The organism is Jannaschia pagri, assembly GCF_019655435.1.
In the GTDB taxonomy this organism is placed as follows: Bacteria; Pseudomonadota; Alphaproteobacteria; order Rhodobacterales; family Rhodobacteraceae; genus Jannaschia; species Jannaschia pagri.
The window spans coordinates 79713-106416 of sequence record NZ_BPFH01000005.1; the positions used below are offsets into that span (position 1 = coordinate 79713).

Sequence of the window (26704 nt, forward strand, 5' to 3'; positions counted from 1 at the left end):
GTCGAAACGAGCGCAGCGTTTGTGGCAGTGCTTTTGGGTCCTCCAACGCCGCTTACCCTCACTAGCGCCGCTCCCCTGCGACAGCATACGGGGACGCCCCATGGGATTGTGCGGCGCTCCATCGAGCTAGCAATCCATGGCCTCCATCGACCGCGCGATCAGATGGTGTTCAAGATCGCCCGCACGGCCTCCAGCGCGTCTTCGGCCTTCGACACGTCCGCGCCGCCACCCTGGGCCATCTCTGGACGACCACCGCCACCGCGGCCGCCGAGCGCCTCTACCGCCGCTTTGACGAGATCGACAGCCGACACCCGCTCGGTCAGGTCCGGGGTCACGCCCGCTGCCACCGCAGGCTTCGCCCCGGTGTCCGCGATGAAGACGACGACAGCCGAACCGAGCGCCTGCTTCTGGGCGTCGATCATCGGGCCGAGATCCTTACCGGACACACCAGCTACGACCTGAAGAACGGCCTGCATCCCATTGATGTCTTGTGCATCGGCACCCTGAGACAGGGCCATCTCGCGCCGCAGTTCCGCCACTTCGTTTTGCAGGGCTTTGCGCTCATCCATCAGGCCTTTAACGCGCCCTTCCACCTCATCTGGCTGCGCCTTGAACAGACCCGCCAGCGACGCCATGCGCTGGTCCTGCGCGCGCAGGTGATCCATGGCGGCCTGTCCCGTCAGGGCCTCGATCCGGCGGACCCCCGCGCTGCTGGCTTGGTCGCCCAGGGCAACAAAGGCTCCGATCTCGCCGGTCCGCCGCACGTGCGTCCCACCGCAGAGTTCGATGGAATAGGTGGCACCGTCGGTTCCCTTCCCGGACCCGTCAGCGGTACCCATGGACACAACACGCACCTCATCGCCGTATTTTTCGCCAAACAGCGCTTGGGCCCCCAGGTCGCGGGCGGCGTCTGGGTCCATGATCCGCGTGCTGACCTCGCCATTTTGACGAATGTAGGTGTTCACCTCGGCCTCGACCTTTGAAAGCTCCTCGGCGGTCAACGCTTTCCCGTGGCTGAAATCGAAGCGCAGGCGATCATCGGCATTGAGCGAACCGCGCTGCGCCACGTGATCGCCCAAAGCACCGCGCAGGGCTTCGTGCAGCAGGTGGGTGGCGGAGTGGTTGGCGCGGATAGCCTGCCGACGGTGAGCGTCGACGATGAGTTCCGCAGGCTGCCCGGTACTCACCTGGCCCTCTTCCACCTCCGCCATATGCAGGAATAACCCGCCGACCTTGCGCGTATCGGTCACCCGGGCACGCCCCGTTTCGGTCGAGATGATACCAGTATCCCCAACTTGACCACCAGACTCGGCATAAAAGGATGTCTGGTTCACGATAACGGTGACCTTGCCGTCCGCCGACGCAGTGCTGTCACCATCGACCACCAAGGCCAGGATCTCGCCCTCGACGTGGTCCGTGTCGTAGCCCAGGAACTCCGTCGTTCCGTGCGCATCGACCAGATCAAGCCAAATGGCCGCGTCGGCTTGTTCGCCGGACCCGGCCCAAGCCGCGCGTGCCCGGGCCTTTTGCTCGGCCATCGCCGCATCAAATCCGTCCGTATCGACGCCTAACCCCTTCTCGCGCAAGGCATCTTGGGTCAGGTCGAGTGGGAACCCATAGGTGTCATAGAGCTTGAACGCCGTCTCCCCGGGCAAAGTTGCCCCATCGCCCAAGGCACTGACCTCGTCCTCCAACAGGCGCAGGCCGCGATCCAGGGTCGTGCGGAAGCGCTCCTCTTCGTTGCGCAGGGTTTCTTCGATCAACGCTTTGGCGCGCCCCAACTCTGGGTAATGCTGCCCCATCTGCTGCACCAGAGCAGGCACCAAACGGTGCATCAGAGGGTCCTTTGCCCCGGCCTGGTGCGCATGGCGCATGGCCCGGCGCATGATCCGGCGCAGCACATAGCCGCGGCCCTCGTTCGACGGCATCACACCATCGGCAATCAGGAAGCCCGTCGACCGCAAATGATCCGCAATCACGCGGTGATGCACATTCTGAGGACCATCAGCATCGGTGGAGGTGGCATGGGCGCTCGCCTCGATCAGCGCGCGCATCAAATCCGTGTCGTAATTGTCGTGCTTGCCCTGCAGCAAAGCACCGATCCGCTCCAACCCCATGCCGGTGTCGATGGACTGCATGTCCAGCGGTTCCAACCGGCCATCGGCGAATTGCTCGTTCTGCATGAAAACGAGGTTCCAGATCTCAATGAACCGGTCGCCGTCTTCGTCCGGGCTGCCCGGAGGGCCACCAGGGATGTGGTCACCGTGGTCGTAAAAGATCTCGGTACAGGGTCCGCAGGGACCGGTCGGCCCCATGCGCCAGAAATTATCATCGGAGGCGATGCGAATGATGCGGTCATCCGGCAGACCGGCGACCTTCTTCCAGATGCCGTGGGCCTCGTCATCGGTGTGGTAGATGGTGACCAGCAGTCGGTCTTTGTCGATGCCGAACTCACCGGTGATCAGCTGCCAGGCAAAGGCGATCGCGTCGTCCTTGAAGTAATCCCCGAAGCTGAAATTTCCGAGCATTTCAAAGAACGTATGGTGCCGCGCCGTATAGCCAACGTTGTCGAGATCGTTGTGCTTACCACCCGCACGCACACATTTCTGGCTGGTCGTTGCTCGATTGTAGTCCCGTGTTTCAACACCTGTGAACAGGTTCTTGAACTGTACCATGCCGGAGTTGGCGAACATCAGGGTGGGGTCGTTGCGCGGCACCAGAGGTGAGCTATCGACGGCGGCATGACCGTTCCGAACGAAATAGTCGAGGAAGGTCGAACGGATATCGTTGAGGCTAGCCATTGTCTGAGGTTCCCTTGAACTGCGCAGGCGTTCCTAGCCCCGGCCCGCTGGCCTGTCGAGGGCCACAATGCGCGAAGGCCGCCCCAACGGACGGCCCCATAACGTTCATCGACGAAAGCCGCAGCTATTCGTCCAAGATCTCGTCCTTGTCCACTTCGCTCATCTGAAAATCCAAACCATGGGCGGCGCGGATCTTATCCTCGATCTCCAGCGCGACCTTTGGGTTATCTCGCAGGAACTGCTTGGAGTTTTCTCGGCCCTGGCCGATCCGTTCATCTGCATAGCTGAACCAAGCCCCGGACTTGTCCACCACGCCAGCTTTCACGCCCAGGTCCAAAAGCTCCCCCATCTTGGAGATGCCTTCGCCGTACATGATGTCGAACTCGACCTGTTTGAACGGCGGCGCCACTTTGTTCTTAACGACTTTCACGCGGGTGGCGTTGCCGACCACTTCGTCACGGTCCTTGATCGCGCCAATCCGGCGAATGTCCAACCGGACGGAGGAATAGAACTTCAGCGCATTGCCGCCCGTCGTCGTCTCGGGCGAGCCGAACATGACCCCGATCTTCATCCGGATCTGGTTGATGAAAATCACCATGCAGTTGGACCGGTTGATCGAACCTGTCAGCTTGCGCATGGCCTGGCTCATCAATCTCGCCTGGAGCCCGGGCGCATTGTCGCCCATGTCGCCCTCCAACTCCTTCTGCGGGGTCAGGGCTGCGACGGAGTCCACGACGACCAGGCTCACCGCGCCGGACCGGACGAGCGTGTCCACGATCTCTAGCGCTTGTTCGCCGGTATCGGGCTGCGAAATCAGCAGTTCGTCAAGGTCGACACCCAGCTTTCGCGCGTACTGCGGGTCAAGCGCATGTTCCGCGTCCACAAACGCGCAGACGCCGCCCTTCTTCTGCTCTTCGGCCACCGTATGAAGCGTCAGCGTGGTCTTGCCCGAGCTTTCCGGACCGTAGATCTCAATGACGCGCCCTTTCGGCAAACCGCCAATCCCGAGGGCGATATCCAGACCCAAAGACCCCGTCGACGTGGCTTCGATATCGGGGAGCTTATTTTCACCCCCAAGTTTCATGATCGAGCCCTTGCCGAACTGCCGTTCGATCTGAGCAAGGGCGCTGTCCAGCGCCTTCTGTTTGTCGCTATTGCGTTTATCAGCCATGTCGAGAAGGTTCGCCGTTGCCATCCGTTCCGCCCTTGTTACATGCTGCCGCCGACGCGGCAATCACGGTTTGTGTTCTCATCTTGTTCTAGTTATACCTGAAACAAAGTGAGAACATTTACAACCCCCATCGGGGTGCTTGAGCCTAGGCGTCGCTTGGTTAAGAAACCGTTACTGGCCAATTTCGGCCCTAGCGTGAAAGGCTTGGCCGCATGTTAATCTTTTGGAAGCACCGCTTCGTTCTCCTGGCGGTCCCGAAAACTGGGACCACCGCATTGGAGGACGCATTGGCGCCCTTGTCCGATGCTGCCATCGTGAATCCGCCGGGGTTGAAACACTGCGGTGTCGCTAAGTATCGGCGGGAATTGGCACCGTTCTTTGAGCAGAAGGGGCGGCGCCCGCTGGAGTTGGTCGCCGTCATGCGTGAACCGGTCGATTGGCTGGGAAGTTGGTTTCGCTACCGCTCTCGCCCGCAACTGGACGGGCAACAGAATTCGACCAAAGGGCTCACCTTCGATGAATTCGTGGAGGCCTACCTTCAAGATCCACAGCCGGATTTTGCCAAGGTCGGGTCCCAAGCCCGCTTCCTGCAAGGTGGGGTCACACATCTCTTTCGCCACGACCGCCCGGCCGATCTGACTGCGTTCCTATCGGACCGTCTTGGCCCACTGCCAGACATCCCGCGAATGAACGTCTCGCCACCGGGTGACCTCGGTCTGAGCGCACGTCTTCACGCGCGCCTTCGGGAAGAAAACGCCGAGGATTTTGCCCTTTGGGACAGCCTGCAGAACGCCGACGACGCCCCCTAGGCCAACACCTTTTCGACCGTGCGCGTCAGATCGGAGAGTGAAAACGGTTTCGGCAGAAAGACGGCATGGGCAACCGGCGCACTCGTTTCGGACAGCGCATCCTGAGCGTAGCCCGACATAAACACCGTGCGGACGGAGGGCCGCTCCTTCAGGGCCTCACGGACCCAAGTGGGTCCGTCCATACCCGGCATCATGACATCCGTCACGAAAAGATCCACGTCTAACTCTTTGTCTTCAAGCGTCTCTAGCGCATCTTCCGCGCTCGCGGCTTCCAGAACGGTGTAGCCCCTCAGACGCAAGGCGCGGGATGCGAACGCCCGGACCGGCGCCTCATCCTCCACCAACAGGACGACAGGTCGGCGAGCGACGATGGTGTCAGCCTCAGACAGGTCAGACGCCGCTGATGCATTGGATGTGGGCGCATTCAACGAAGCGTCCGGCGTCTGGCCCGCCGCTTCCGCCACCACCGCAGACACGGCTTCTGTCAGCGTGTCTGCATTGTCCGGAGCACGCGCGACAACAGGATCCACGAGAGACAGGGCGGGACGCTTTTCTACAGCATCAAGGTCAGACTGATCCGGAAGGCCCCGCGCCCCACGATCAAGTGCCAGAGCCAGTCGCGCGCTGCCAGCGACGGTGAATTCGCGGCCAACCGAGACGTCTCGCACGCGCGGCTCCGAGTCTGCGGGAAAGTAGAGGCTGAAGGTCGCGCCCTGCCCTGGGGCACTATTGGCGAAGATATATCCGCCCGATTGCTTCACGATCCCATAGGCCATGGACAAGCCCAAGCCCGTCCCCTCTCCGGGACGTTTGGTCGTGAAGAACGGCTCGAAAATTCGCTGCAGTTTGTCGGGGGGGATTCCCACGCCTTCATCGCTGACCGTCACAACAACAAACTGTCCCGGCGGCACGGTAACACGGTCGCGGGTCATCGGTTTATCGAGGTAGCGGCACTCCGTCTCAATGCGGATCTCACCGCCGTTGGGCATGGCGTCGCGCGCATTCACCACAAGGTTCATCAGCACCTGTTCCAGCTGCCGACGGTCCCCACGGATTGGAATCAGGGCTGGGTCATGCTCCAACCGCAGGCGAACACGCTCCCCGACCAAACGGTTCAGCAGATGGGTTAGGTCGCCAAGGGTGTCGCGCAGATCGACCTGCTGCATCTCCAGGGTTTGTTTGCGCGAGAACGCCAGGAGCTGACCGACCAGGGCGGCGGCCCGGTTGGCATTCTGCGTGATTTGCGTCAGATCCGCGTGGTCCTCATCCCCTTCTTTGTGGCGCAGCAGAAGCAAGTCGCAATGGCCGGAAATGGCCGTCAGGAGGTTGTTGAAGTCATGGGCCACGCCGCCAGCCAACTGACCGATGGCCTGCATTTTCTGACTTTGCACAAACTGAGCTTCCATGGTCTTCAGCTCTGTCGCGTCATTCAAGACGGCGATCAGACCACCTGCGTCATCTTCAAGCGGACGTCCCAAGGTCACCTGGAGAAAGGTCTCGGTGGCGGCGTCGGAGACACGCACGATCTCTGGCCGATACAGGCCGCGCCCCATGGCCGCCTCGCCGACCCATTCGCGCACGGACCGACCCAAACCTTCGACCATGGCGGCCAAGCGACGCTCCTCTCCATCGGCGGCGGCGGGCAACAGGTCGCGGGCCGAACGGTTTGCAAAAACCACGCGCCCGGTTGAATCCAAACGCAGCAGGGCCACGGGCAGCGCGTCGAGCGCCACGCGCCCATCGTTGCTTTCGCCAGCGGGCATGACAAAGACCTCTTGCCGTCCGTTAACCGCGTCGGACAGCACGAGGCGCACGGACTCCCAACCGGTCTTTGTCTGGATGCGGTTCAGACCCCCATTGACCAGCGGCACCAGTTCAAAAACGTCTCGTATCCGCTTGGCCCGGCGCCCGATTTTGCTCCGCAAAACCTCGTTCATGAACAGAATCGTGCCGCTCGGCCCAAAGGTCAGAACAGGCAGCCCTACGCCGTCCGCCGCCCGGGGCGGACGATCTACCAGGTCTTCAAGTCGCCAAAGATAGCCGCCTGGAATCCGATGCACCGCGACACGGACGTGACCCCGCCGGGTCACGACATCTTCCCTGGCCGTAGCCCCAGCGTCTGCCTGATGCCGAAGCCGATGGACGACCGCGTCGGGGTTGGCAAAGAGCCCATCCAGGGCGCGCGCCATGGTTTCCCCGACCTTGGAGCCGAAGCGATCTGACGCGCTGACGTTCTGGCCATAGATCGCGCCCAGATCATCTGTGCAAAAACCTGCGGCGGCGTCGTGTTCCAGAAAGTCCAAAATGATGCGCAGCCGTCTGCGCGACAAAAACGTGTTCAGAAGGCTGAGGCAGTGGAGCCCTGCTACGATCACGACCATCGCAACCGCAGAGGCCCAGAGCACGACCTTGGTCGCTTCGACGTCAGACAGATAGGCAGCGATTCCCGATGCGATGGCCACGATGATAAACACCGCTGAACCCATGCGTAAGCGTCTGGTTAGCACTGCCACGTGGCCCACGTGATCCATCCCCCCGGCAGCGCCATCGCGCCCCCTGACCTTCGATTCCGTGGTTCCTCTATCGACGCCATAGGTTAAAGTTCCCTTAACGTTCCGAGCAAAACGTTAACGGAAACTAGCACGCCGACGGCAAACGCGCCTAAGCCTTTCGCAAAATGCTAAGGTGAAAGCCGTCCGCGTCGTCCAGCGGGTCGCAGCGCCACTGGGCATCCAACCGCAGATCGGACCGCTCGGACAGGAGCGTTTCGACCACCGCCTCATTTTCGGACCGCAACAGCGAACAGGTCATATAAGCAATCCACCCGCCAGCATTCGTAAGGTCAACGGCCCGCCGAAGGATATCATGCTGGAGGGTGGTCAAAGCCTCCAAACGCTCCGGGATCAGGCGCCACTTTGCTTCGGGCGCACGCCGCCAACTGCCGGAGCCGGAACAGGGCACATCGGCGATCACCCCGTCAAAGGGGGCAAACCGCTCCGGCGTTTCAACAATTTGGATTCCAGCACCTGCCCGGCGCGCCCGGGCTGGCAGGTCTCGCATGCGGCGGGGATCGGCGTCATGGGCCATGATCTCCCCTGCATGCCGGGCCGCCAGGGCTAATGCCTTCCCTCCGCCGCCACTGCACAGGTCCAGAATGCGTTGCCCCGGCACGACTGGCACGCGATCCACAAGCGATTGTGACCCGGCATCTTGCAATTCAAAAAGACCTTCGGCGAAGGCTTCCAAGTTCGTCAAACCCCGGGCCGGACCAACGACCCGTAACGCCGTTGGCGACAGGGGATGCGGCGCCGTCTCAACTCCGTCCTGTGCCAAGCGTTCGGCCACCTGATCCCGTGTCGCCTTTTGGGTATTGGCCCGCAGAACCACCGGCGCGCGATCTCGTAAGGCCAGCAGAACGGCCTCGGCCCTTTGTCCCAGACTGTCGCGGAAACTCGGGAGCAGCCAATCGGGGCAGTCCAACGCCACGGAATCGGGCATAACCCCAGACGGCGGATCGCGATCCCACGGCGCTGGGGCATGGCCCTGCCCCGTGAACAGGGCGTCCAAGTCGGCGCCCTGCCCGCGCAACGTACCAGCTAGCACGGCGCTGCCCTCCATCTGGGACATGTCCATGTCGCTAAGCCCCCCGAGCCAGGCCGAGGATCGAAGACGGCGCAGCGCATCAAAGACATGGTCCCTGACGGCGGCCCGGTCCTTGGACCCCGCGTACCGGCTGCGCCGCGCCCAACGGGTCAGCGCTTGCTCCGCCGCGGCCCCGGCTAGAACACCATCCAGGACCTCTATGGCCGCTTGAACGCGGGCGCCCGGCGTCACGGGCCCAGATCCAACATCACGGCTCGTCCCTCAACCGGCGCGGTAATTCGGGCTTTCCCGCGTGATCTGGACGTCGTGGACATGGCTTTCCTTCAGACCGGCGCCCGTAATCTTCACGAAGGCGCAGTCGGTGCGCATCTCATCCACGGTCGCGCATCCGGTGTAGCCCATGGCCGCGCGCAAACCGCCGACCAATTGGTGCACGACCGCGCCCGCGCTGCCTTTGTAGGGCACCTGCCCCTCGATCCCTTCCGGGACAAGCTTGTCGGAGGCTGCGTCCTTTTGGAAATAGCGATCCGCGGACCCACGGGCCATGGCCGCCATGGACCCCATGCCCCGGTAAGATTTAAACGATCGCCCCTGGTACAGGATGACCTCGCCCGGGCTTTCGTCGGTGCCCGCAATCATCGATCCGACCATGGCGCAGGACGCGCCCGCCGCGATGGCCTTAGCGAAATCGCCCGAGAACTTGATGCCGCCATCGGCGATCACCGGGACGTCCCCTGCCGCGCCGGCCGCGTCCATGATGGCGGTCAATTGGGGCACGCCCACGCCCGCCACGATCCGCGTTGTGCAGATGGAGCCGGGCCCGATCCCCACCTTGACCGCATCGGCGCCCGCATCAATGAGCGCACGCGTGCCAGTCGCCGTGGCGACATTCCCCGCGACGACCTGCACATCATTGGACAACCGCTTGATCCGGTCGACCGCGATCCCCACCCCTTCGGAATGGCCGTGGGCGGTATCGACCACGATCAAATCGCAGCCAGCGGAGATCAGCGCCTCAGAGCGCTCAAACCCAGCATCGCCCACTGTCGTGGCCGCGGCCACGCGCAGCCGTCCGAGGTTGTCCTTGCAGGCCTGTGGGTTCAGGACCGCCTGTTCGATGTCTTTGATGGTCAAAAGCCCCGTCAGGTGACCCTGATCATTCGTCACGAGCAGCTTTTCAATCCGACGCGCATGCATGATCGACCGCGCCTCGGACAGATCCACAGGCTCCCGCAAGATTGCCAGGTTGTCCGCCGTCATCATCGTTGCAACGGGGGTCGCGTCGTCGCTGGCAAAGCGCATATCGCGGTTGGTGACGATGCCGAGAACCCGACCCTTTTCGTCGATCACGGGAAAACCCGTCACGCGATAGCGATCCTGTAGCGCCTTGGCATCGGCCAGCGTCTGATCGGGGCGGAGGGTGACCGGGTTATAGACCACGCCGCTTTCGAACCGTTTGACACGACGCACTTCTTTCTGCTGTGCATCCAAATCTAGGTTGCGGTGAATGACGCCCATTCCCCCGGCCTGGGCCATGGCGATGGCCATCCGCGATTCCGTCACCGTATCCATGGCAGAGCTCAGCAGCGGGATGTTGAGCGCAATGGATTTCGTGACCCTCGTCCGTGTATCCGCCGTCGCCGGGAGCACTTGGCTTTCAGCGGGTACGAGCAAAACGTCATCGAAGGTCAGCGCCTCGCGAATCTCCATCGGGTCTCTCCGGGACATGGGATCGGTTGGCGGTTTCCTGTTTCATGGGATGGCACGAAGGGCAACCCCACAGGAGGGGTCGCCCAAGATGGTGATGGCACGGCGGACACGGGGCGCCGCACGTGCTTGCCCGTCCGAGGGAAAGGCTTGGTTCAGCTCGGAGAGGCGATCAAGACGTCACACGGCGCCGACAGAGCCAGGTCTTCAGCCGTCGCGCCGAGGATCAGGCGCGCCAGACCGGACCGCGCATGGCGCCCAACGGCGATCAGGTCCGCTTGCCCGCCCTCAGCCCGGGTACGCAGCACATGGCCCGGTGGTCCCATGGCCACCAAAGCGGCAAACGGAAGCCCCTCACCCGCCAGCCGAACCGCAGCCCGCTGCACATCCGATTGGAGGCGCTGCTGCGTTTCTTTCGGGATAAGGCCACCGGTCTCGAAAGCATAGGGCGCGGAGGCCAGGACCTCCTGCCAGGCGTGGACCAAGGTGATCTCTGCCGTCGGCGCCATCCGCCGGGCGATCTGTGCGACTGCTTCGGCCCCATCGGAATCGTCCCACCCGACGCTGACGGCCTCATAGGCGACTTCTGGACGGGCCACGGAGACGAGAACGGGCACGTCCAACCCACGGAGCAGACGGGACAGCGTCGGCGCCCCCAGCAACTCGCCAAAGCCGCGATTGCGGTGGCTGCCGACCACAACCAGATCCACGTCCTGCTGGGCAACGATCTTGGGCAGCAGCTTGTCCAGATGCCCGACCTCCACATGGATCGTGGGGGCAAGTGCAGAAAGCCCCTCGTGATCGGCCACCATGGCGGCGAGGACCTGCTCGGCGGCTTCGGATCGGGTCTGCAAAAATGCCGCCGGGACTTCATCGTCGATCACATGGAGGATCCGAAGCGACGCGCCAACGGTCTCGGCCAAATGGGCCGCGCGCAACACGGCGCGGTCGGACCGGGCACTCAGGTCTGTGGCCACTAGAATGGTTTTCATGCTCTCCCCCTCCTTCAATGGTGCTGGACACAGCTTGGCATCTCAGGGGGTATGGCGCCTTGACGCGGATCAATCCGGGCGCCACAAGCGCGCCACACATACCCGCAACCGGGCGTTCCGTGGGCGCCAAAACGACGGAGGACACAGACAGATGTCCCAGATCACCCTGACATTCCCCGATGGCAACACGCGCGAGGTCCCGCCAGGGATCACCGCCGCAGAGGTTGCCGCCGACATCTCCAAATCCCTGGCGAAGAAAGCAATCTCCGCGCAGGTGAACGGCGCCCATTGGGACCTGGCCTGGCCCATCGAAGACGATGCCGCCATCGCGATCAACACCATGCAGGACGAAGAGCCCGCGCTGGAATTGATCCGCCACGACCTGGCCCATGTGATGGCCCGTGCCGTCCAAAGCATTTGGCCCGACGTCAAGGTCACCATCGGCCCGGTCCGCGATTTCGGTTGGTTTTACGACTTCGACCGGGAAGAGCCCTTCACGCCCGAAGACCTGGCCCAGATCGAAGCGGAGATGAAGCGCATCATCGCCGCCCGTGACCCCGTTCGCACCGAGGTCTGGGATCGCGCCCGCGCGCGCCAGCACTACGAGGACGCGGGCGAGCCGTTCAAAGTCGAACTCCTCGATCGGATCCCTGGGGCTGAACCGATCCGCATGTATTGGCATGGCGACTGGCAAGACCTGTGCCGCGGCCCTCACCTGCAACACACGGGCCAAATTCCGGCGGATGCTTTCAAATTGACCCGCGTGTCCTCGGCCTATTGGCTGGGGGACAATACCCGTCCCCAGTTGCAGCGGATCTACGGCATCGCCTTCCGCAACAAGAACGACCTTAAGGCACACCTCAAGTTCCTGGAAGAGGCCGAGGCCCGCGACCATCGCCGCCTGGGCCGCGAGATGGACCTCTACCACATGCAGGAAGAGGCGCCGGGCCAAGTGTTCTGGCACCCCAACGGCTGGACGATCTACACCACCTTGCAGGACTTCATGCGCCGCAAGCAGCGCGCCGACGGCTACGTGGAGGTGAACACCCCCCAGGTCGTCGACCGTAAACTATGGGAAAAGTCCGGGCATTGGGACAAGTACCAAGACCATATGTTCATCGTGGAAGTGGACGAGGACCACGCCCGCGAAAAGGCGGTCAATGCGCTCAAACCTATGAACTGCCCTTGCCACGTTCAGGTCTACAACGATGGCTTAAAATCCTACCGGGACCTGCCGCTGCGCATGGCAGAGTTCGGGTCTTGTTCGCGCTATGAGCCGTCGGGCGCGCTCCATGGCATCATGCGGGTGCGGGGCTTTACCCAAGACGATGCCCATATCTTCTGCACCGAAGAACAGATCGAGGCCGAATGCGCCAAGTTCATTCGCTTCCTGTCTTCGGTTTACGAAGAACTGGGGTTCGACACCTTTGAAATCGCCTTCGCCACCCGCCCCGAAAAGCGCGTCGGCAGCGATGAAAGCTGGGACCATGTGGAAAACGCCCTGGAGTCGGCCATCAAATCGGTCGGGGCACCCTACCGGATCGAGGAAGGCGACGGCGCTTTCTACGGACCAAAGCTCGACTTCTATCTGACCGACGCCATCGGACGCGTCTGGCAGTGCGGGACCTTCCAAGTTGATCCAAACCTGCCGGAACGGCTGGGCGCCACCTACGTGGGCGAAGACGGCGACAAGCATCGCCCCTACATGTTGCACAGGGCCTGTCTGGGGTCTTTCGAGCGGTTCATCGGCATCCTGATCGAGAACAGCGCGGGACGACTGCCCTTCTGGCTGGCCCCGCGCCAAGTCGTGGTTGCCTCCATCGTCTCGGACGCCGATGCCTACTGCGAAGAGGTCGCCGCCATGCTCACCAAGTCAGGCGTGCGGGCCGAGGTCGATTTGCGGAACGAGAAAATCAACTACAAGGTGCGTGAGCATTCCGTCGGCAAGGTGCCCGTGATCTTGGCCATTGGCCGAAAAGAGGTCGAGGATCGCACCGTAACCCTGCGGCGCTTGGGCGAAAAGGCGACCCGTGTCGTGAGCCTGGACGAGGTGCTTGGCGACCTCAGCCGCGAAGCGACCCCGCCCGATCTCCGCTGATCGACGCGGCCTGGTGCCAGAAGAGAAACAATCGGCCCGACCAGGGCCGATTACCACCAGATCACCGTCATTCCGCCGCAAAGCAGCCACAATCCGAGGCTATCGTTTACCTACGGCAACGGTACGACACGGGGTTGATCAACTCCCCCCCAGCGGTCCCCCGGTCGCACCTTTTGCTCTCTCTCCTAAGACTGGCTGGCCCGCGCTTTGATGCGCGGGTCTAGCTGTTTGTGACCTTGATCCTTGCCGGACGGACGCCACCTCTGTGCTATGCTGCTGCGCGTCCTTTCATGACACCCCTGCCCTTGTTGCCCAGGCTCGTTGCCGCGATGGACCGGATCCTTTTGCCAGACGTCGCGCGCCTCACGCTTTCGCCCATTTGCGTGGCGGGCGAACGGTCCTCCGGGCTAACCGACATGACCGTCGACGAAGCGCGTGACATCATGGCCGAAATTGATGCCAAGTCCTCGGCGCTGCTGTCGGTCCTCGCGATCCTTCTGGCGACCTCAGCCTTTGTCTTCTCCCTCCAACAGACTTGGGCGACCCTTGTGATGATGTTTGCCCAGGTGGCGACGATCTCGATTGCGATCCTGTTGCTGCTCAGATGCCTGATCTATGAGCCGACGCCTCGCTTGCGCCATATGTTCGGTCGGGCTGAAGTCGCGCAGGAGCATCGGCTGCAAATCGAAGCCATCAAGCAGGTGCGCTATTTCAATCGCGTTATCGTCCTGACAGTCATCACGGCCGGATTGTTCTTTGCCATGTCTCTGATGGTGGGGATGGACAGCGTCATGACCGTTCCAGACGAGCGATAGGACCGGCCCCAGGACGAAGCGACCTCAGAAGACTCTTCAGTTATCGTCTTCGTCGATCAACGGGTCCACAAGCTCGGACCCCGTTGCCCTATTGGAATTCACGGCGCGCGACACCCGATGCCGTAGAACACGGCCCTCGGGCACCGAGTGCATGAGCCGGGCGGCTCCCTTGCCCGCCTCACCCAGCCAAAGGGCCCAATCCTCTGGGGCGAGCATCACCGGCTCCCTATGATGGATCTCCGACATGGTCGGGCCAGCGGCACAGCTTACGATGGCACAGGTTGGCACCTGATCCGGGCCCCAGGTCTGCCAAATGCCAGCAAAGGCGATGGGGCTGCCATCGGCGTGATAGAAATACCAAGGCAGCCGCGTGCCGTCTTCTGTCTTGACCCATTCATAGAAGCCGGTCGCGGGGATAAGGCATCGTCGCGCGCGGCACGCCTCGCGAAACGCAGGCTTTTCGGCAATCGTCTCAGCCCGCGCATTTATCAAAAGGGGCCCATCGGTCGGACTGGCATACCAATGGGGCAAGAACCCCCACCGCATCGAGACCAGCGCCCGCCCCCCTTCTCCGGCTTGTCGAATGACGGGGACCTGTACGGTGGGGCAGACGTTGAAACTGGGCGTCTCGGGCAGATCGTTTGCTGGCACAGCCTGAAACATCTGTACCATCGCCTCTTGCGGTAACGTCAGGGCATAGCGGCCACACATGTCAGTCTTGCTATACGCCTTCGCTGGTGACCGCAAAAGTCACGCGCGCCTCATAGCCAGGGCCATCGGATCTTGGGCCACAGCTAATCTGGCCGCCAAGTTGAACCGCCGTGGCGCGCATCAATTGACTGCCAAGCCCTGTTCCCTCCTCCTCGCTCGCCCCGCTGCCCAGACCATCATCGCGGCAAATCAACTCGTAGGTGTGGCGACCGTCCCGGCGGCCAACCAGGGTGACCGTACCCGGCTGCGCATCGGCAAAACCGTGTTTAAAGGCGTTGGTCACCATCTCGTTGACGATCAGCCCAATGGCCCCGACCGCCTGACTGCGCAGGGCCAAAGGCGCGATGTCCCAGGTTAAACTCACATCATCGGGCGACAGATCCCGCAACGAGGACAGGATGTCCTCCAGGTATTCGGGGACCGACATCAGACCCTCGCCGCCGTGGCTTTGACGATAGAGTTGCCCGTGCAGCTTGGCCGTCGCCTGAATACGGTTCTGAACTTGCTCCAAAGCCGAGCGCGTTTCTTCCGAGGATGCGGTCGCGGCGCTCATCCGTGCCAGCGCGGCAATGCCGGTGAGGCTATTCTTGACGCGATGGTCCGCCTCTTTGCGGAGTGTGTCTGCCGCGCGCATGGCATCGTGGAGTTCCAGCATCCGCATCGCCTGATCCGCAAGGGTCCGCAAGCCGCGCCGTTGACTGTCGCTCAAACGGCGGGGGGTCCGGTCCATGACACAAAGCGAGCCGAGCATCACGCCATCCGACGTCACGATCTGCGCCCCCGCATAGAATTGCAGCGGATCTTTCTTATCCAGAACCAGCGGGTTGTCGGCGGTGCGCGGATCGGCCCGCAAATCCTCGATCTCTAGAATATCCTGCTGCAAAATCGCATGGGAACAGATCGACGCCTCCAGCCCGGTATGGGTCACAGCCAAACCACAGGCGGCTTCGAACCTTTGGCAGTCCTCATGGACGATAGAGACGAGCGCGATGGGGCAATCGGTGATCTGAGACGCCAGTTCCACCAGATTGGTCATCTGCCCGGCATGGACCCGCTCCCCCAGGCCATACTGACGAATGGCCGCCAACCGTTCGGATTGATTCACCGGTTTGGATGCGAGCATAGGTCTCTCCCCATTGTGGGATCTCGTCCGGGCACACAAAGATCACGGTCCACCGAAACCTTCATCAGAACGCGCCAAACGCCCTGCGACGTATTACCTAGGGCACCAAACGAAAAAAGCCGGGACAAACCCCGGCTTTTCCGATCTTTTTTCAGGCTGTTGGGCTCTGTGGCTTACTTCGCCGTGATCCGACCATCCGTGTAAGGCGTGTAGGAGCCACCCAAATCTGCGATGAAGTCGGCCACCACGACCTCCAGCCCGGGGCCGAAGTCGTAGGCATCGGCTGCGTCGGCGAACATGCCGTAGCCGTCGCCACCGTTGCGCACATAGTTGTTCGTCACGACCTGGTAGGTGGCCGCCGGATCAATGGGCGCGCCGCCGACCATGACGTCGCTGATACGGCTGCCCGGTTCGGCAGCGGCGTCAAAGGCAAAGGTCATCCCCGCAACCTGGGGGAAGCGGCCGGCGCCGTCCTCGATCTGACCGACGCCGTTTTCCAGGGCGTCGATCATGTCCTGACCTGACGCGCTAAAGGTGGCCAGCGTGTTCTGGAACGGGAGCACGGTCAGCACCTCACCCATGGTGATTTCGCCCGCGTCAATCGAGGCGCGCAATCCGCCACCGTTCTGGATAGCAATCGTGACACCTTGGTCGGCCACGCGGTCCAGCATGGCATCGGCGACGAGGTTGCCCATGGCGCATTCCATTGCACGACAGACGGAGCGGTCCCCCTCAATGGCGTCGGTCGCTTCTCCGATCACCCGGGCCTTGAGCTCTTCGATAGGCCCGGCAAGCTCGGCCACGCGGGCTGCGATGCCCTCATCGGGCGTCACGGACGCGTCCAAAAGCGTCGTATCCCCCGAAGCGTCCACCACGTTGCCCTCGCCATCGAAGGCGAGCGTCAAGTGACCCACGTACTTGGAATAGGCATAGGCCTGGACGATCTGAACACCGTTGACCTCGGTCGGGTAAGCCTCCGCGCCGTCTTCGGTGTTCGAGAACTTCGTATGGCTATGGCCACCAACAATGGCGTCGAGACCGGTGGTGCCTTCGGCGATCCGGCGGTCCATGGGCAGGCCCACGTGGTTGAGCGCGATGATCTTGGTGACACCCATGTCGGTCAGGGCGTCGATATCGGCCTGGAGCGCGTCGATCTCATCCTGGAAGATGACATTGGGCCCGGGGGAGGAGGTCTCGACCGTGTCCGCCGCAAGGGCGGAGACGATCCCGATCTTTTCGCCGCCCACCTCCAGCACCAAGTGATCCTCGATCTTGCCGTTCAGCAGGTTCGACTGGCTCAGATCCAGGTTGCCGGAAACCAGCGGCACGTCCACCTCATCCACGAATTCGGCCAGTTGTTCTGGACCGTCGTCGAACTCATGGTTGCCGACGGCCATGGCATCGAAGCCGATGGCGTTCATCATCTCGGCTTCGACGTCGCCCTTGTAGGTCGTGTACATCAACGACCCCTGGAACTGATCGCCCGCGTCCAGAACGATGACGTTTTCGCCCTCTAGCTCCGCCCGCTTGCCGTCGATGAACGTCTTGATCCGCGCGACGCCGCCAAAGCATTCCCCAGCGGCATCGTCCTCGGCGGAACAGGTGCCGTCGTACTTGCTGACAGGTTCAATCCGGCTGTGCAGATCGTTGATGTGCAAAATATGCAGCGTGTAAGCCGCATGACCATCGGCAGCCGCCATGCCAGCGGTCAAAGCTAGGGCGGCAGTTGCCGTCAGAAGTCGGTTCATTTGATTAATCCCCTGGTTGGATACGTCGATGGTGCGCGGCTCGCGAGGCAGTGTCAAAGGGATATGAGCGGTCGTTTGCTTGACGGCGCGGCAGAGGCACGGCACAGGGTCGCGGCATGATCTACAAGATTTTCCGAACGCCCGAATGGGAGGCACTGCGCGCTGACGGCACCACGGCGGGCGCGCCCGTTGATCTGGCCGACGGCTATATTCACTTCTCCACTGCCGAGCAGGCGCCTGAGACGGCGGCGAAGCATTTCGCGGGGGTGGACGGCCTGTGGCTGATCGGGGTCGACGATGCCACTCTGGGAGAGGCACTGAAGTGGGAAGTGTCGCGCGGTGGGGCGAAGTTTCCCCATCTCTACGCCGCCCTCACGCTTGAAGCGGTCGCTTGGGCACAACCCCTGCCCTTGGTCGATGGCCTGCATCAGTTTCCGGCCGGTCTCAAATGATCGAGCGTCTTGGTTTGGCTGCCCTGCGCCAGTTTGATCCCGAGCGGGCCCATGGGATTGCCCTGTCCGCCTTGAACGCCGGGCTTGGACCGCGTGGCGGCCCTCTCACCTCGGAGCGGTTGCAAACGACCGTCGCAGGCCTGCCCTTGCCGAACCCCATTGGCCTTGCCGCTGGGTTCGACAAAAATGCGACGGCCCTGCCCGCCTTGGGACGCAGCGCCTTCGGCTTTCTGGAGGTCGGCGCGGCGACGCCGCGTCCCCAACCCGGCAATCCACGTCCTCGGCTGTTTCGCCTGACCGAGGACCAGGCCGCAATCAATCGCTTTGGGTTCAACAATGACGGGGCGGAGGTGATCGCCTCCCGCCTGCGGGATCGTCCCAAGGGGACGATTGTGGGTCTCAACCTGGGCGCCAACAAGGACAGTACCGACCGTGCGGGGGATTTCGCCTCGGTCCTGGCCACCTGCGGCGCCCATGTGGATTTCGCAACGGTCAACGTGTCCAGCCCGAACACCGAGAAGCTGCGCGATCTGCAAGGCGCAGAGGCCTTGTCGGCCCTGCTGCACGGGGTTCTGTCGGCACGCGATGCCCTGCCCCGCCCCATTCCCGTCTTCCTCAAGATCGCACCCGATCTGACGGAGGCGGAGTTGGAACAAGTCGTCGAAGCGGCGCAGGGCGTTGACGCGATTATCGCCACGAACACCACGCTCGGGCGCGAGGGCCTTGCGTCACGGCACCGGTCGGAGGCTGGGGGGCTATCGGGGCAGCCCTTGTTTGAGCATTCGACCCGCGTCCTGGCCCGGCTGTCGACCCTGACGGATGTGCCCCTTGTCGGGGTTGGCGGGGTGGCCACCGCCGAACAGGCCTATGCCAAGATCCGGGCCGGCGCTTCGGCGGTACAGCTCTATACCAGCCTGGTCTACGGCGGCCTGTCCCTGGTCCGAGAGATTGCCATCGGCTTGGACCGTGCCCTGGCCCGTGACGGCTTCACCACCGTTTCTGAGGCTGTGGGCAGCGGTCGGGCGGACTGGCTGTAAAAGCTTTCTGCCTCCCTGCACGTTCGGGAGAAGGCGGCCTTTAGCGGCTCCTGAGCGGGCACGCGCCGGTTCGGGGCCTCCCCTGGCAAGACTTTGCTGTGGTCTGCGCAGCGCCACGCCCAAACTGGCGTGTTTCGGCGGGTACCGGCCAGTGGGACGGGGCCGCCGTTTTGACCAGAAAGGCCCGATCCCAGAGCATGGGTCTCGGCGGCGTCGGGGCGCGGCCTGGTCCTCTGTTTTCCTCCCCTGGCCGTAGATCGGGTCAGCGTCCCGCACGTCGCCAAACCACCCAAACCGGGGGCGGTCTGACGACTGGTCCCCCGCCCCTGAGGAAGGATTGCGATGATGATATCTAGACGTGACGATGCCAGCCAAGACCTGCTGTCGGCCACCAGTTTCGGGGGCGGAAGCGGCGGTGGCGGTGGGGGGCGGAACGACTCCGGTCGCCGCTCCGACCCGGAGGGCCGCTACGCCGACCGCACAAGCGATGGGTACGACTTCAACGGCAACGGCACGGTCGTGGACGAAGCGGCCACGGCCATCGGGATCGGCGCCTCTATCGCGGGCGGTGGCGTCTTGGGCGCAGTGGGTGTGGCGGCAGGCGCCATAGGCTACGGCGCCGGGATGGACGGCCCCAGTGGCCCAGGATCGGCCGGGCGGAACGACCCACGCTGACGTCTGGAAGTAACGCCATGACCTCCGCCCACATGGGCGCGGGTCACCCGGCCGCCCGCTCCAATGCGGGATACCGGACAGCCAAGGTCACCGCGCGCACCACAAAAGACACCATCAGCGCCGCCCAGAGACCGTCGTTGCCAAGTGCAGGCAACAGAAGGGCCAAGGCGAGTGCATAGGCCCCAAAGCTGACGGCCATCATATTGCGCATGTCGCGGGTGCGGGTGGCACCGATGAACACGCCATCCAGCATGAAGGACCAGACGGCCACCAAAGGCACCGCAACAATCCACCAGAGGTCAGCCCGGGCGGCGGCCCTTACATCTGGTGCGGCGGCCATGGTGTCGATGATCGTCGGACCCAGAACGGCAAAGGCCACGGCAAGCCCCACTGCCGTCGCGGTGCCCCAGATCGTCGCCCGCCAGACGGCGTCGCGCAGTCGCGCGGGATTGCGCGCGCCAAAGGCCTGCCCCACCAGCGCCTCGGCTGCAAAGGCGAAGCCATCCAGCCCGTAGGATGTGACATAGAGGAACTGCAGCAGGACCTGATTTGCGGCCAGGGTCACGGTCCCCAAGTCCGCTGCCAAAAACAGGAACGACAGAAAGGTCGCCTGCAAGAGGACCGACCGGATGAGGATATCGCCGTTCACATTTGCCATCCGGCGCAAGCGCGCCCCGTCGAACACCCGCGCAGGATCGCGCCAAGAGACCCCGCGAAAGGCAGACCGGCAAAACCAGAGCCCCAAGGCAGCCCCGGTCCATTCCGCCAGGAACGTCGCGATGGCCACGCCCTCGACGCCCCATCCGAGCCCGAGCACAAACCAGAGATCCAGGACAATGTTTGTGCCGTTCATGGCAACTTGCAGGATCAAGACCGCCCCGGTCCGTTCCTGCGCGATCAACCAACCGGTGATCCCATAGACCGCGATGGCGGCGGGGGCCGACCAGATGCGAATGGCCATGTAGCCGCGTGCTAGGTCCTCGACCTGTGCCTCGGCGGGGGAAACGGCGAAGGCCGCCGCAAAGATCAGCGCTTGGCCCCCGATCAGGATCAGGCCCGCCCCCGCCGCGATCATCAACGCCCGGCTGAGCAAGGCGACGCATTCGGCTTGATCGCCCGCGCCAATGGCCTGGGCCGCCAGCCCGGTCGTGCCCATCCGCAGAAACCCAAAGATCCAGTAGATCGCCGAGAGGATGATGGCGCCGATCCCCACGGCCCCGATGGGAGCCGCGGCGCCCATTTGACCGACCACGGCGGTGTCCACCGCGCCCAGGATCGGAACGGTCGCATTGGACAGCACCACAGGCACCGCGATGCGCAACACCCTGCGGTGGGTCAGCGGGTCGCTCACCCGTCGCGGCGCGGCATGAGGAAATGCCCCGTGGCCTGGGCAAACAGACGGTCACGGTTGTCCTGCCAGCCCTCTACGTGGACGCTGGCATAGCGGCGGCCAGAGCGGTTCAGCCGCGCCCGCGCATAGGCGTCGCGCGGCAAACCGGACCGCAAGTAATCGACGCTAAAATCGATTGTCTTGGGCAGGCGCGGCAAGGTCGTGGGCGTCAAATGCTCCGCGTCGAGCGCGCCGGACTCCAAATCGTCCCAGAGCATCGACCAGGAGAGCGTCACAATCGCGGTCACCTCAAGGAAGGCCGCCGTGACGCCCCCGTGGAGTGCAGGGAGAACCGGGTTTCCGATCAGCTTGTCGGAATAGTTCAAAACGCCGGTCAACTCGTCCCCACGACGATCAAATGAAATGCCCAAGAACCGGATGTAGGGCACGCCTCCCACCAAGGCCGTCAGGGCCGCGTCGCGCCTTTGCTTGACCACTTGGATAGGTTCGGGCCGCTTCATGCGCTTGAGCCCCGGTCTAGGGTGAAGGCGCCATTGGCAACCGCCACCGGCCCATCGCCGTCCTCGTCAAAGGCCTCGGCCCGAACGAAGGCGACCGAGCGGGTGACATGATGGCAAGTTGCACGGGCCGTGATCCTTTGGCGAGGCTTGGCCGCACGCATGTAGTCGATGCGCAGGTCCATGGTCGCCGTCGACAGGGGCGCCGTCGGGTGACAAAGCACCGCCGCCCCGCCACAGGTGTCCATCAAGGCCGACACCGCGCCACCGTGGACCACGCCCGTCGCCGGATCCCCGACCAAGTCTTCGGACCAAGGCATGGACAAAACGGCCACCCCGGCGGACACCTCTTCGACGCGCATTTGAAGCGCACGGCAATGGGGTAAGGCCGCGATAAACTGCTGGGCTGCCGCGTCGCGTTGCTCGGCCTGGGCGTCTGTGTCTGTTGCTTGGGTCATCCCTTTCCCTTGCCGCAGGGATCGGGCACCGGCAACCCCTCGCACCGCAGGATGACGTGGCCGCCGCGGCGATAGACAGATGCCCCCTGCACATGCCAAGCTTTGGCCGGGAGGGCCGTTATGGCAGACAAGCTCGATTTCAAACAGATGTGCGCCCGGTTCGACGTCACGCCGCGCACGCTCCGACACTATGAGTATATCGAGCTTCTGTTCCCTGAACGCGTTGGCCGCGCGCGGTTCTACGGCTCCCGGGAGATCGCGCGGATGACCCTGATCCTGCGGGGTCGCAAGTTCGGTTTCTCCCTGGAAGAGATCCGCCAATGGTTGGAACTCTATGACGCCGACCCCGAAGGACTGACCCAGAAGCAAGCCTGGATCGACCTGGCCGACAAGCAACTTGCCGAGCTGGATGAGCGCCGCAAGCACCTCAACGAGGCGATCGACGAGCTACGCACCCTGCGCGACAACGTGCAGGTTGATCTCGCCGCCTTGACCAAAGCCTAGGCCACAGCACCGCGCCACTGCCCGCGACATCATCGAAACATGATTCTCCAATCCTGCAAACTGGGATTGAAAGCGCTTTGACGCGACATAAATTTGCGCTAGAGCAAGCTTACGCAAACGGAAGTTACGTCAACTTATAAGTGACGTAACGTCCAAGTTACGTAAACGTCGAAAGTTCTTGTAGCGTGAGGGCGGGTTCCGCATTTCCGGCTCCGCGCCAGAGAGAAACGAACCTGAGGATGGACCAAGAGGATGTCAGACGTCTTGATGACGATCCGCCAAATGTGTGACGCGTTCGAAGTGACGCCGCGGACCCTTCGCTTCTACGAGGCGAAAGAGTTGCTGTTTCCGAAGCGAGAGGGGCAAAAACGCCTGTTCACGCGCCGGGACCGCGCGCGGTTGAAATTGATCCTACGTGGTAAGCGTTTTGGCTTCTCGCTCGAAGAAATTCGGCAACTGCTGGATCTCTATGACTTGGGCGATGGCCAGTTCACCCAATTTGCACGGACCTACGATATCGGTCGCGAACGGTTGGCCGAGATGGTCGCTCAGCGGGACGAGTTGAATACGGCAATCGCCGATTTGGAAGAACAACTGCGCTGGGGGGAAAAGATGCTCGCCCAGATGCAACCGAGAAAGGCGGGCTAACAGGTCTCTCCAGACCACCCGCCGCAGAACCGACCGACTGGAGGAGTCGAGAATGCCCAGCTACACCGCCCCGACCAAAGACATGCAGTTCGTTTTGCACGACGTCCTGAAGGCGTCGGCGCAAGATATCTCTGGCTACGAAGAGATGGATCGGGACTTCACCGGCGCCGTCTTGGACGAGGCGGCGAAGCTGGCGCAGGAGGTTCTGCATCCCCTCAACGCCGTGGGCGATACCCAGGGTTGCGTGTTAGAGAACGGTGTTGTCCGCACACCAGAGGGGTTCAAGGCGGCCTTTGACAAAATGCGCGATGGCGGCTGGACCGCCCTCGACGCGGACCCGGAGTTCGGCGGTCAAGGTTTGCCGTACCTGATGCACACCGCTGTGGGAGAGATCTTTTCCGCCGCGAACATGGCCTTCAACATGTATCCCGGTCTGACCCACGGCGCCTATTCGGCGATCCACGCCCATGGGACCGAGGCGCAGAAAGCCAAGTGGTTGCCCAAAATGGTGACCTGCGAATGGACCGGCACCATGAACCTGACCGAGCCCCACTGCGGCACGGATCTTGGCCTGATGCGCACGAAGGCCGTCCCGCAAGAGGACGGGAGCTACAAAATCAGCGGCCAGAAAATCTTCATCTCCGCCGGCGACCATGACATGGCCGACAACATCATCCACCTGGTTCTGGCCAAAATCCAAGGCGGTCCAGAGGGGATTAAAGGGGTGTCGTTGTTCATCGTGCCGAAGACGCTGGTCGATGACGAGGGCACCCTGGGCGCCCGCAACGGCGTGTCAGTCGGCAAGATCGAAGAGAAGATGGGTATCCACGGCAATTCCACCTGCGTTATGAATTATGACGAGGCGACGGGGTACCTGCTAGGGACGGAACACAAAGGCATGCGCGCCATGTTCACCATGATGAACGAAGCGCGTCTGGGCGTGGGCCTGCAAGGCTATGCCCAAGGCGAAATCGCCTATCAGAACGCCTTGGCCTATGCGCTGGACCGGTTGCAGGGACGCGATGTGACCGGGGCCAAAAACCCAGATGGACCCGCCGACCCGCTGATCGTGCACCCCGACATTCGTCGCAACCTGATGGATCAGAAGAGCTTCGTCGAAGGCGCGCGTGCCTTCACCTTCTGGGGGGCCACGATGATTGACCGGGCCCACCGCAACGAAGACAAGGACGCGGATGGGCTGATCTCGCTGCTGACGCCGGTGATCAAAGGGTTCCTGACGGACAAAGGGTTTGAGTTCGCCACCAACGCGCAACAGGTCTATGGTGGACACGGCTATATCGAAGAATGGGGCATGTCCCAATTCGCCCGCGATGCCCGGATCGCTATGATATACGAAGGCGCCAATGGCGTGCAGGCCTTGGACCTTGTGGGCCGCAAACTGGCCCAAGACGGCGGCAAGCATGTCATGGCCTTCTTCGAGATGGTCAAAACCTTCTGCGCAGAGCACAAGGACGACGACGCCATGAAGGGCTTCGTAGAGCCGCTCAAGGCCGCGTCGAAGGATCTGCAGGCGGCGGGGATGTACTTCATGCAGAACGGCATGAAGAACCCCAATGCGGCGCTCTCCGGCTCCTATGACTTCATGCATATGATGGGGCATGTCTGCCTTGGGCTGATGTGGGGGCGCATGGCCAAAGCCGCCATGGAAAAGCTCGGCGAAGACGGGGCCGACCGCGACTTCCTGGAGGCAAAGATCGCGACCGGGCGCTACTACATGGCCCGGCAATTGCCCGCGACCGCCATGCACCTGGCGCGCATCCAGTCCGGGGATGAGCCTGTCATGTCCCTGGACGCATCGGCCTTCTGAGATCGGCGGGGTCACCCCCGCCCGACGGCCAAGGTTCGGAGGAGATTGGATGCCCAGACCGCAACGCCTGACCCGACGGTTTCCCGCTCAGATGAGCGAGGCGGGATATAGGCGCTTGCGCCGATTTGCCGATGAGGCAGGGTTGGACGAAGGCGAAGCCCTGAGTTTTCTGTTCGAGAACTTCGACAGCGTCACCCATCGGGAGAACCTGCCCCATCGACTGCGGCTCCATAAGGAGATGTTGGCCGCGCGGTCGGCAAATGACGGCACCAGGTGATCGGTTGGATGCCTCCGGCGGGAGGTATTTAGACCGAAGAGAAACCGGCTCCCCTTTCCCAGGTCGTGCAAGGGCCTTCGGGGAACCGGTGGGTGAAGCACTTGGCTTCTCCTCGGACGGTCATCGGCTCTCCAGCCTGTACCGCAGGGGGAGCATGGCCCGTTAACCTTAACGGGCCGTAAACGCCGGGGTCTTCTTCTCGGTGAAAATACTCCGCGGGGGTGCGGGGGTGCGAAACCCCCGCTCTGCCCGCGGCCCTACGAGACGCCATCTGGGAGGAGGCACCACATGACCATCAAGCTGCATTGCTTTGGCGAAAGCGGAAACAGCTACAAGGCCGCGCTCGCTCTGGAGTTGTCGGGTTTGGAATGGGAGCCGGTCTTCGTCGACTTCTTCGGCGGGCAGGCCCGAACGCCTGAATGGCGCGCCGAGAATGGGATGGGCGAGGCCCCGGTCATGGTGGACGGCGATCTGCGGCTGAGCCAGTCGGGCGCGATCCAGCAGTATGTCACGGACAAGACCGGCAAGTTCGGCGGCGCGGCAGACGACAGGTACGAAGTGCTCCGCTGGGTTCTCTGGGACAATCACAAACTCAGCAGCCAAGCCGGGATGACGCGGTTCCTGATGAACTTTCTGCCGGAAGACAAGCGCCCCGCAGAAGTGATCGCCTTTTCCCTAGGGCGGTTGAAGGCAGCTTACGACGTGTTGAACCGGCACCTTGAGGGACGGGACTGGATTGTCGGGAACGGACCAACCAATGCCGACCTCTCCTGCTGTGCATATCTTTACTATCCAGAACCCTTTGGGTTCGAACGTAGCGACTGGCCCCATGTAGACGGATGGCTCGACCGAATCGCGGCGCTGCCTGGCTGGAAACACCCCTACGACCTGATGCCCGGCAACCCATCGGATCGCGCATGACGCTTGCCCGCACATATCCTTTGGCTAGGGTGCCGACATGCTATCTCGGACCGCCCTTGCGGGGATCCACCTCTACCAGCGCTTTCTTAGCCCGCGAAAGGGCTATCGCTGCGCCCACTCCGTGGTCCACGGCGGGACGGGCTGTTCCGGTTATGCCAAGTTCGCAATTCGGGATCATGGTTTCTGGCAGGCCGTACCGCTCATACGCGCGCGCTTTCGTGACTGTGCGCAGGCCTACGAGACGATCAAGCAGCAGGATGAACCGCAGCGAAGCGGAAAGGCCAGGCGACGGGCAGAGAAAACCTGCGACACCGCCTGCTGCGGTAACGAAGCCTGTGCCTCAGGCCTGCCGTCTGCCCTGTGCCGGGGCGGGTCTGCCGCTGGCCCGTCAAAGACTTGCGACGCCAACCCCTGTGATGGCGACATCGGGTGCGGCGGCTGCGACGTCTGCTCCTGCGGCTGAAGCCACCGCTCTTCG

Annotated in this window: 24 protein-coding genes; 12 read left to right on the top strand and 12 right to left on the bottom strand. The window is 62.8% G+C overall.

Annotated features, from left to right (window positions below; all coding sequences use genetic code 11):
* Positions 1-158: 158 nt before the first annotated feature.
* Both alaS and recA read right to left on the bottom strand, forming a co-directional pair.
* Positions 159-2801 (bottom strand): alanine--tRNA ligase, encoded by a 2643-nt coding sequence (alaS, locus tag K5R33_RS13500; RefSeq protein WP_220749592.1) that lies wholly within the window; start codon positions 2799-2801, stop codon positions 159-161.
* Between the two features lie 124 nt (positions 2802-2925).
* A complete protein-coding gene (gene recA, locus K5R33_RS13505) occupies positions 2926-3996 on the bottom strand; it encodes a recombinase RecA (RefSeq protein WP_220749593.1) in 1071 nt (356 codons plus the stop codon).
* Between the two features lie 188 nt (positions 3997-4184).
* On the opposite strand from recA, the gene K5R33_RS13510 reads away from it, so the two are divergent.
* Entirely contained in the window at positions 4185-4781 is a 597-nt protein-coding gene (locus tag K5R33_RS13510) for a gamma-glutamyl kinase (RefSeq protein WP_220749594.1), read from the top strand.
* On the opposite strand, the gene K5R33_RS19090 is transcribed toward K5R33_RS13510, so the two are convergent.
* From K5R33_RS19090 to K5R33_RS13530, 4 genes are all read right to left on the bottom strand, one after another.
* Positions 4778-7267, bottom strand: a complete 2490-nt coding sequence (locus K5R33_RS19090) for an ATP-binding response regulator (RefSeq protein ID WP_255576411.1) — start codon at positions 7265-7267, stop codon at positions 4778-4780. The two genes, K5R33_RS13510 and K5R33_RS19090, sit on opposite strands and share 4 nt — an antisense overlap.
* Before the next feature lie 175 nt (positions 7268-7442).
* A complete protein-coding gene (locus K5R33_RS13520) occupies positions 7443-8615 on the bottom strand; it encodes an RsmB/NOP family class I SAM-dependent RNA methyltransferase (protein WP_220749595.1) in 1173 nt (390 codons plus the stop codon).
* A 30-nt stretch (positions 8616-8645) separates the two neighbouring features.
* Complete coding sequence (guaB, locus tag K5R33_RS13525; protein ID WP_220749596.1) at positions 8646-10094, bottom strand: IMP dehydrogenase; 1449 nt, start codon at positions 10092-10094, stop codon at positions 8646-8648.
* Positions 10095-10246: 152 nt separating this feature from the next.
* Positions 10247-11083: a universal stress protein gene (locus K5R33_RS13530; protein ID WP_220749597.1), complete on the bottom strand. Its 837-nt coding sequence runs from the start codon at positions 11081-11083 to the stop codon at positions 10247-10249.
* A gap of 151 nt (positions 11084-11234) precedes the next feature.
* On the opposite strand from K5R33_RS13530, the gene thrS reads away from it, so the two are divergent.
* Entirely contained in the window at positions 11235-13181 is a 1947-nt protein-coding gene (gene thrS / locus K5R33_RS13535; RefSeq protein ID WP_220749598.1) for a threonine--tRNA ligase, read from the top strand.
* Between the two features lie 290 nt (positions 13182-13471).
* Positions 13472-13996, top strand: a complete 525-nt coding sequence (locus K5R33_RS13540) for a hypothetical protein (RefSeq protein ID WP_220749599.1) — start codon at positions 13472-13474, stop codon at positions 13994-13996.
* 36 nt (positions 13997-14032) lie between these two features.
* On the opposite strand, the gene K5R33_RS13545 is transcribed toward K5R33_RS13540, so the two are convergent.
* The 3 genes from K5R33_RS13545 to K5R33_RS13555 form a co-directional block, all read right to left on the bottom strand.
* Positions 14033-14707: an SOS response-associated peptidase gene (locus K5R33_RS13545; protein WP_220749600.1), complete on the bottom strand. Its 675-nt coding sequence runs from the start codon at positions 14705-14707 to the stop codon at positions 14033-14035.
* Between the two features lie 10 nt (positions 14708-14717).
* On the bottom strand, positions 14718-15830 hold the full coding sequence (locus K5R33_RS13550; protein WP_220749601.1) for a histidine kinase dimerization/phosphoacceptor domain -containing protein: 1113 nt from the start codon (positions 15828-15830) through the stop codon (positions 14718-14720).
* Between the two features lie 173 nt (positions 15831-16003).
* Positions 16004-17578 carry a bifunctional metallophosphatase/5'-nucleotidase gene (locus tag K5R33_RS13555; RefSeq protein ID WP_220749602.1) on the bottom strand — a complete coding sequence of 525 codons (1575 nt, stop codon included), beginning with the start codon at positions 17576-17578 and terminating at the stop codon, positions 16004-16006.
* Between the two features lie 116 nt (positions 17579-17694).
* On the opposite strand from K5R33_RS13555, the gene K5R33_RS13560 reads away from it, so the two are divergent.
* The 3 genes from K5R33_RS13560 (at position 17695) to K5R33_RS13570 (ending at position 19742) form a co-directional block, all read left to right on the top strand.
* Positions 17695-18030: a DUF952 domain-containing protein gene (locus K5R33_RS13560; protein WP_220749603.1), complete on the top strand. Its 336-nt coding sequence runs from the start codon at positions 17695-17697 to the stop codon at positions 18028-18030.
* A complete protein-coding gene (locus tag K5R33_RS13565) occupies positions 18027-19067 on the top strand; it encodes a quinone-dependent dihydroorotate dehydrogenase (protein WP_220749604.1) in 1041 nt (346 codons plus the stop codon). Before K5R33_RS13560 ends, K5R33_RS13565 begins: the two co-directional genes overlap by 4 nt.
* A gap of 345 nt (positions 19068-19412) precedes the next feature.
* Positions 19413-19742 carry a hypothetical protein gene (locus tag K5R33_RS13570; protein WP_220749605.1) on the top strand — a complete coding sequence of 110 codons (330 nt, stop codon included), beginning with the start codon at positions 19413-19415 and terminating at the stop codon, positions 19740-19742.
* Positions 19743-19785: 43 nt separating this feature from the next.
* Here the strand turns inward: K5R33_RS13570 and K5R33_RS13575 are convergent, their stop codons facing one another.
* The 3 genes from K5R33_RS13575 to K5R33_RS13585 are packed head-to-tail and all read right to left on the bottom strand — an operon-like array spanning position 19786 to position 22048.
* Complete coding sequence (locus K5R33_RS13575; protein ID WP_220749606.1) at positions 19786-21093, bottom strand: MATE family efflux transporter; 1308 nt, start codon at positions 21091-21093, stop codon at positions 19786-19788.
* A complete protein-coding gene (locus tag K5R33_RS13580) occupies positions 21090-21593 on the bottom strand; it encodes a PaaI family thioesterase (RefSeq protein WP_220749607.1) in 504 nt (167 codons plus the stop codon). Before K5R33_RS13580 ends, K5R33_RS13575 begins: the two co-directional genes overlap by 4 nt.
* On the bottom strand, positions 21590-22048 hold the full coding sequence (locus tag K5R33_RS13585; RefSeq protein ID WP_220749608.1) for a PaaI family thioesterase: 459 nt from the start codon (positions 22046-22048) through the stop codon (positions 21590-21592). Before K5R33_RS13585 ends, K5R33_RS13580 begins: the two co-directional genes overlap by 4 nt.
* 120 nt (positions 22049-22168) lie before the next feature.
* Between K5R33_RS13585 and K5R33_RS13590 the strand changes: the two genes are divergently transcribed.
* The 6 genes from K5R33_RS13590 (at position 22169) to yidD (ending at position 26689) form a co-directional block, all read left to right on the top strand.
* The gene (locus K5R33_RS13590) at positions 22169-22552 is read left to right on the top strand and encodes a MerR family transcriptional regulator (protein WP_220749609.1); all 384 of its coding nucleotides are present in this window, start codon (positions 22169-22171) and stop codon (positions 22550-22552) included.
* A 252-nt stretch (positions 22553-22804) separates the two neighbouring features.
* Positions 22805-23200, top strand: a complete 396-nt coding sequence (locus K5R33_RS13595) for a MerR family transcriptional regulator (RefSeq protein WP_220749610.1) — start codon at positions 22805-22807, stop codon at positions 23198-23200.
* Positions 23201-23252: 52 nt separating this feature from the next.
* Positions 23253-25028: an acyl-CoA dehydrogenase gene (locus K5R33_RS13600; protein ID WP_220749611.1), complete on the top strand. Its 1776-nt coding sequence runs from the start codon at positions 23253-23255 to the stop codon at positions 25026-25028.
* 49 nt (positions 25029-25077) lie between these two features.
* Complete coding sequence (locus tag K5R33_RS13605; protein ID WP_220749612.1) at positions 25078-25305, top strand: hypothetical protein; 228 nt, start codon at positions 25078-25080, stop codon at positions 25303-25305.
* A gap of 288 nt (positions 25306-25593) precedes the next feature.
* Positions 25594-26226 (top strand): glutathione S-transferase family protein, encoded by a 633-nt coding sequence (locus K5R33_RS13610; RefSeq protein WP_220749613.1) that lies wholly within the window; start codon positions 25594-25596, stop codon positions 26224-26226.
* A 37-nt stretch (positions 26227-26263) separates the two neighbouring features.
* A complete protein-coding gene (gene yidD, locus K5R33_RS19240; RefSeq protein ID WP_220749614.1) occupies positions 26264-26689 on the top strand; it encodes a membrane protein insertion efficiency factor YidD in 426 nt (141 codons plus the stop codon).
* Positions 26690-26704: the final 15 nt, after the last annotated feature.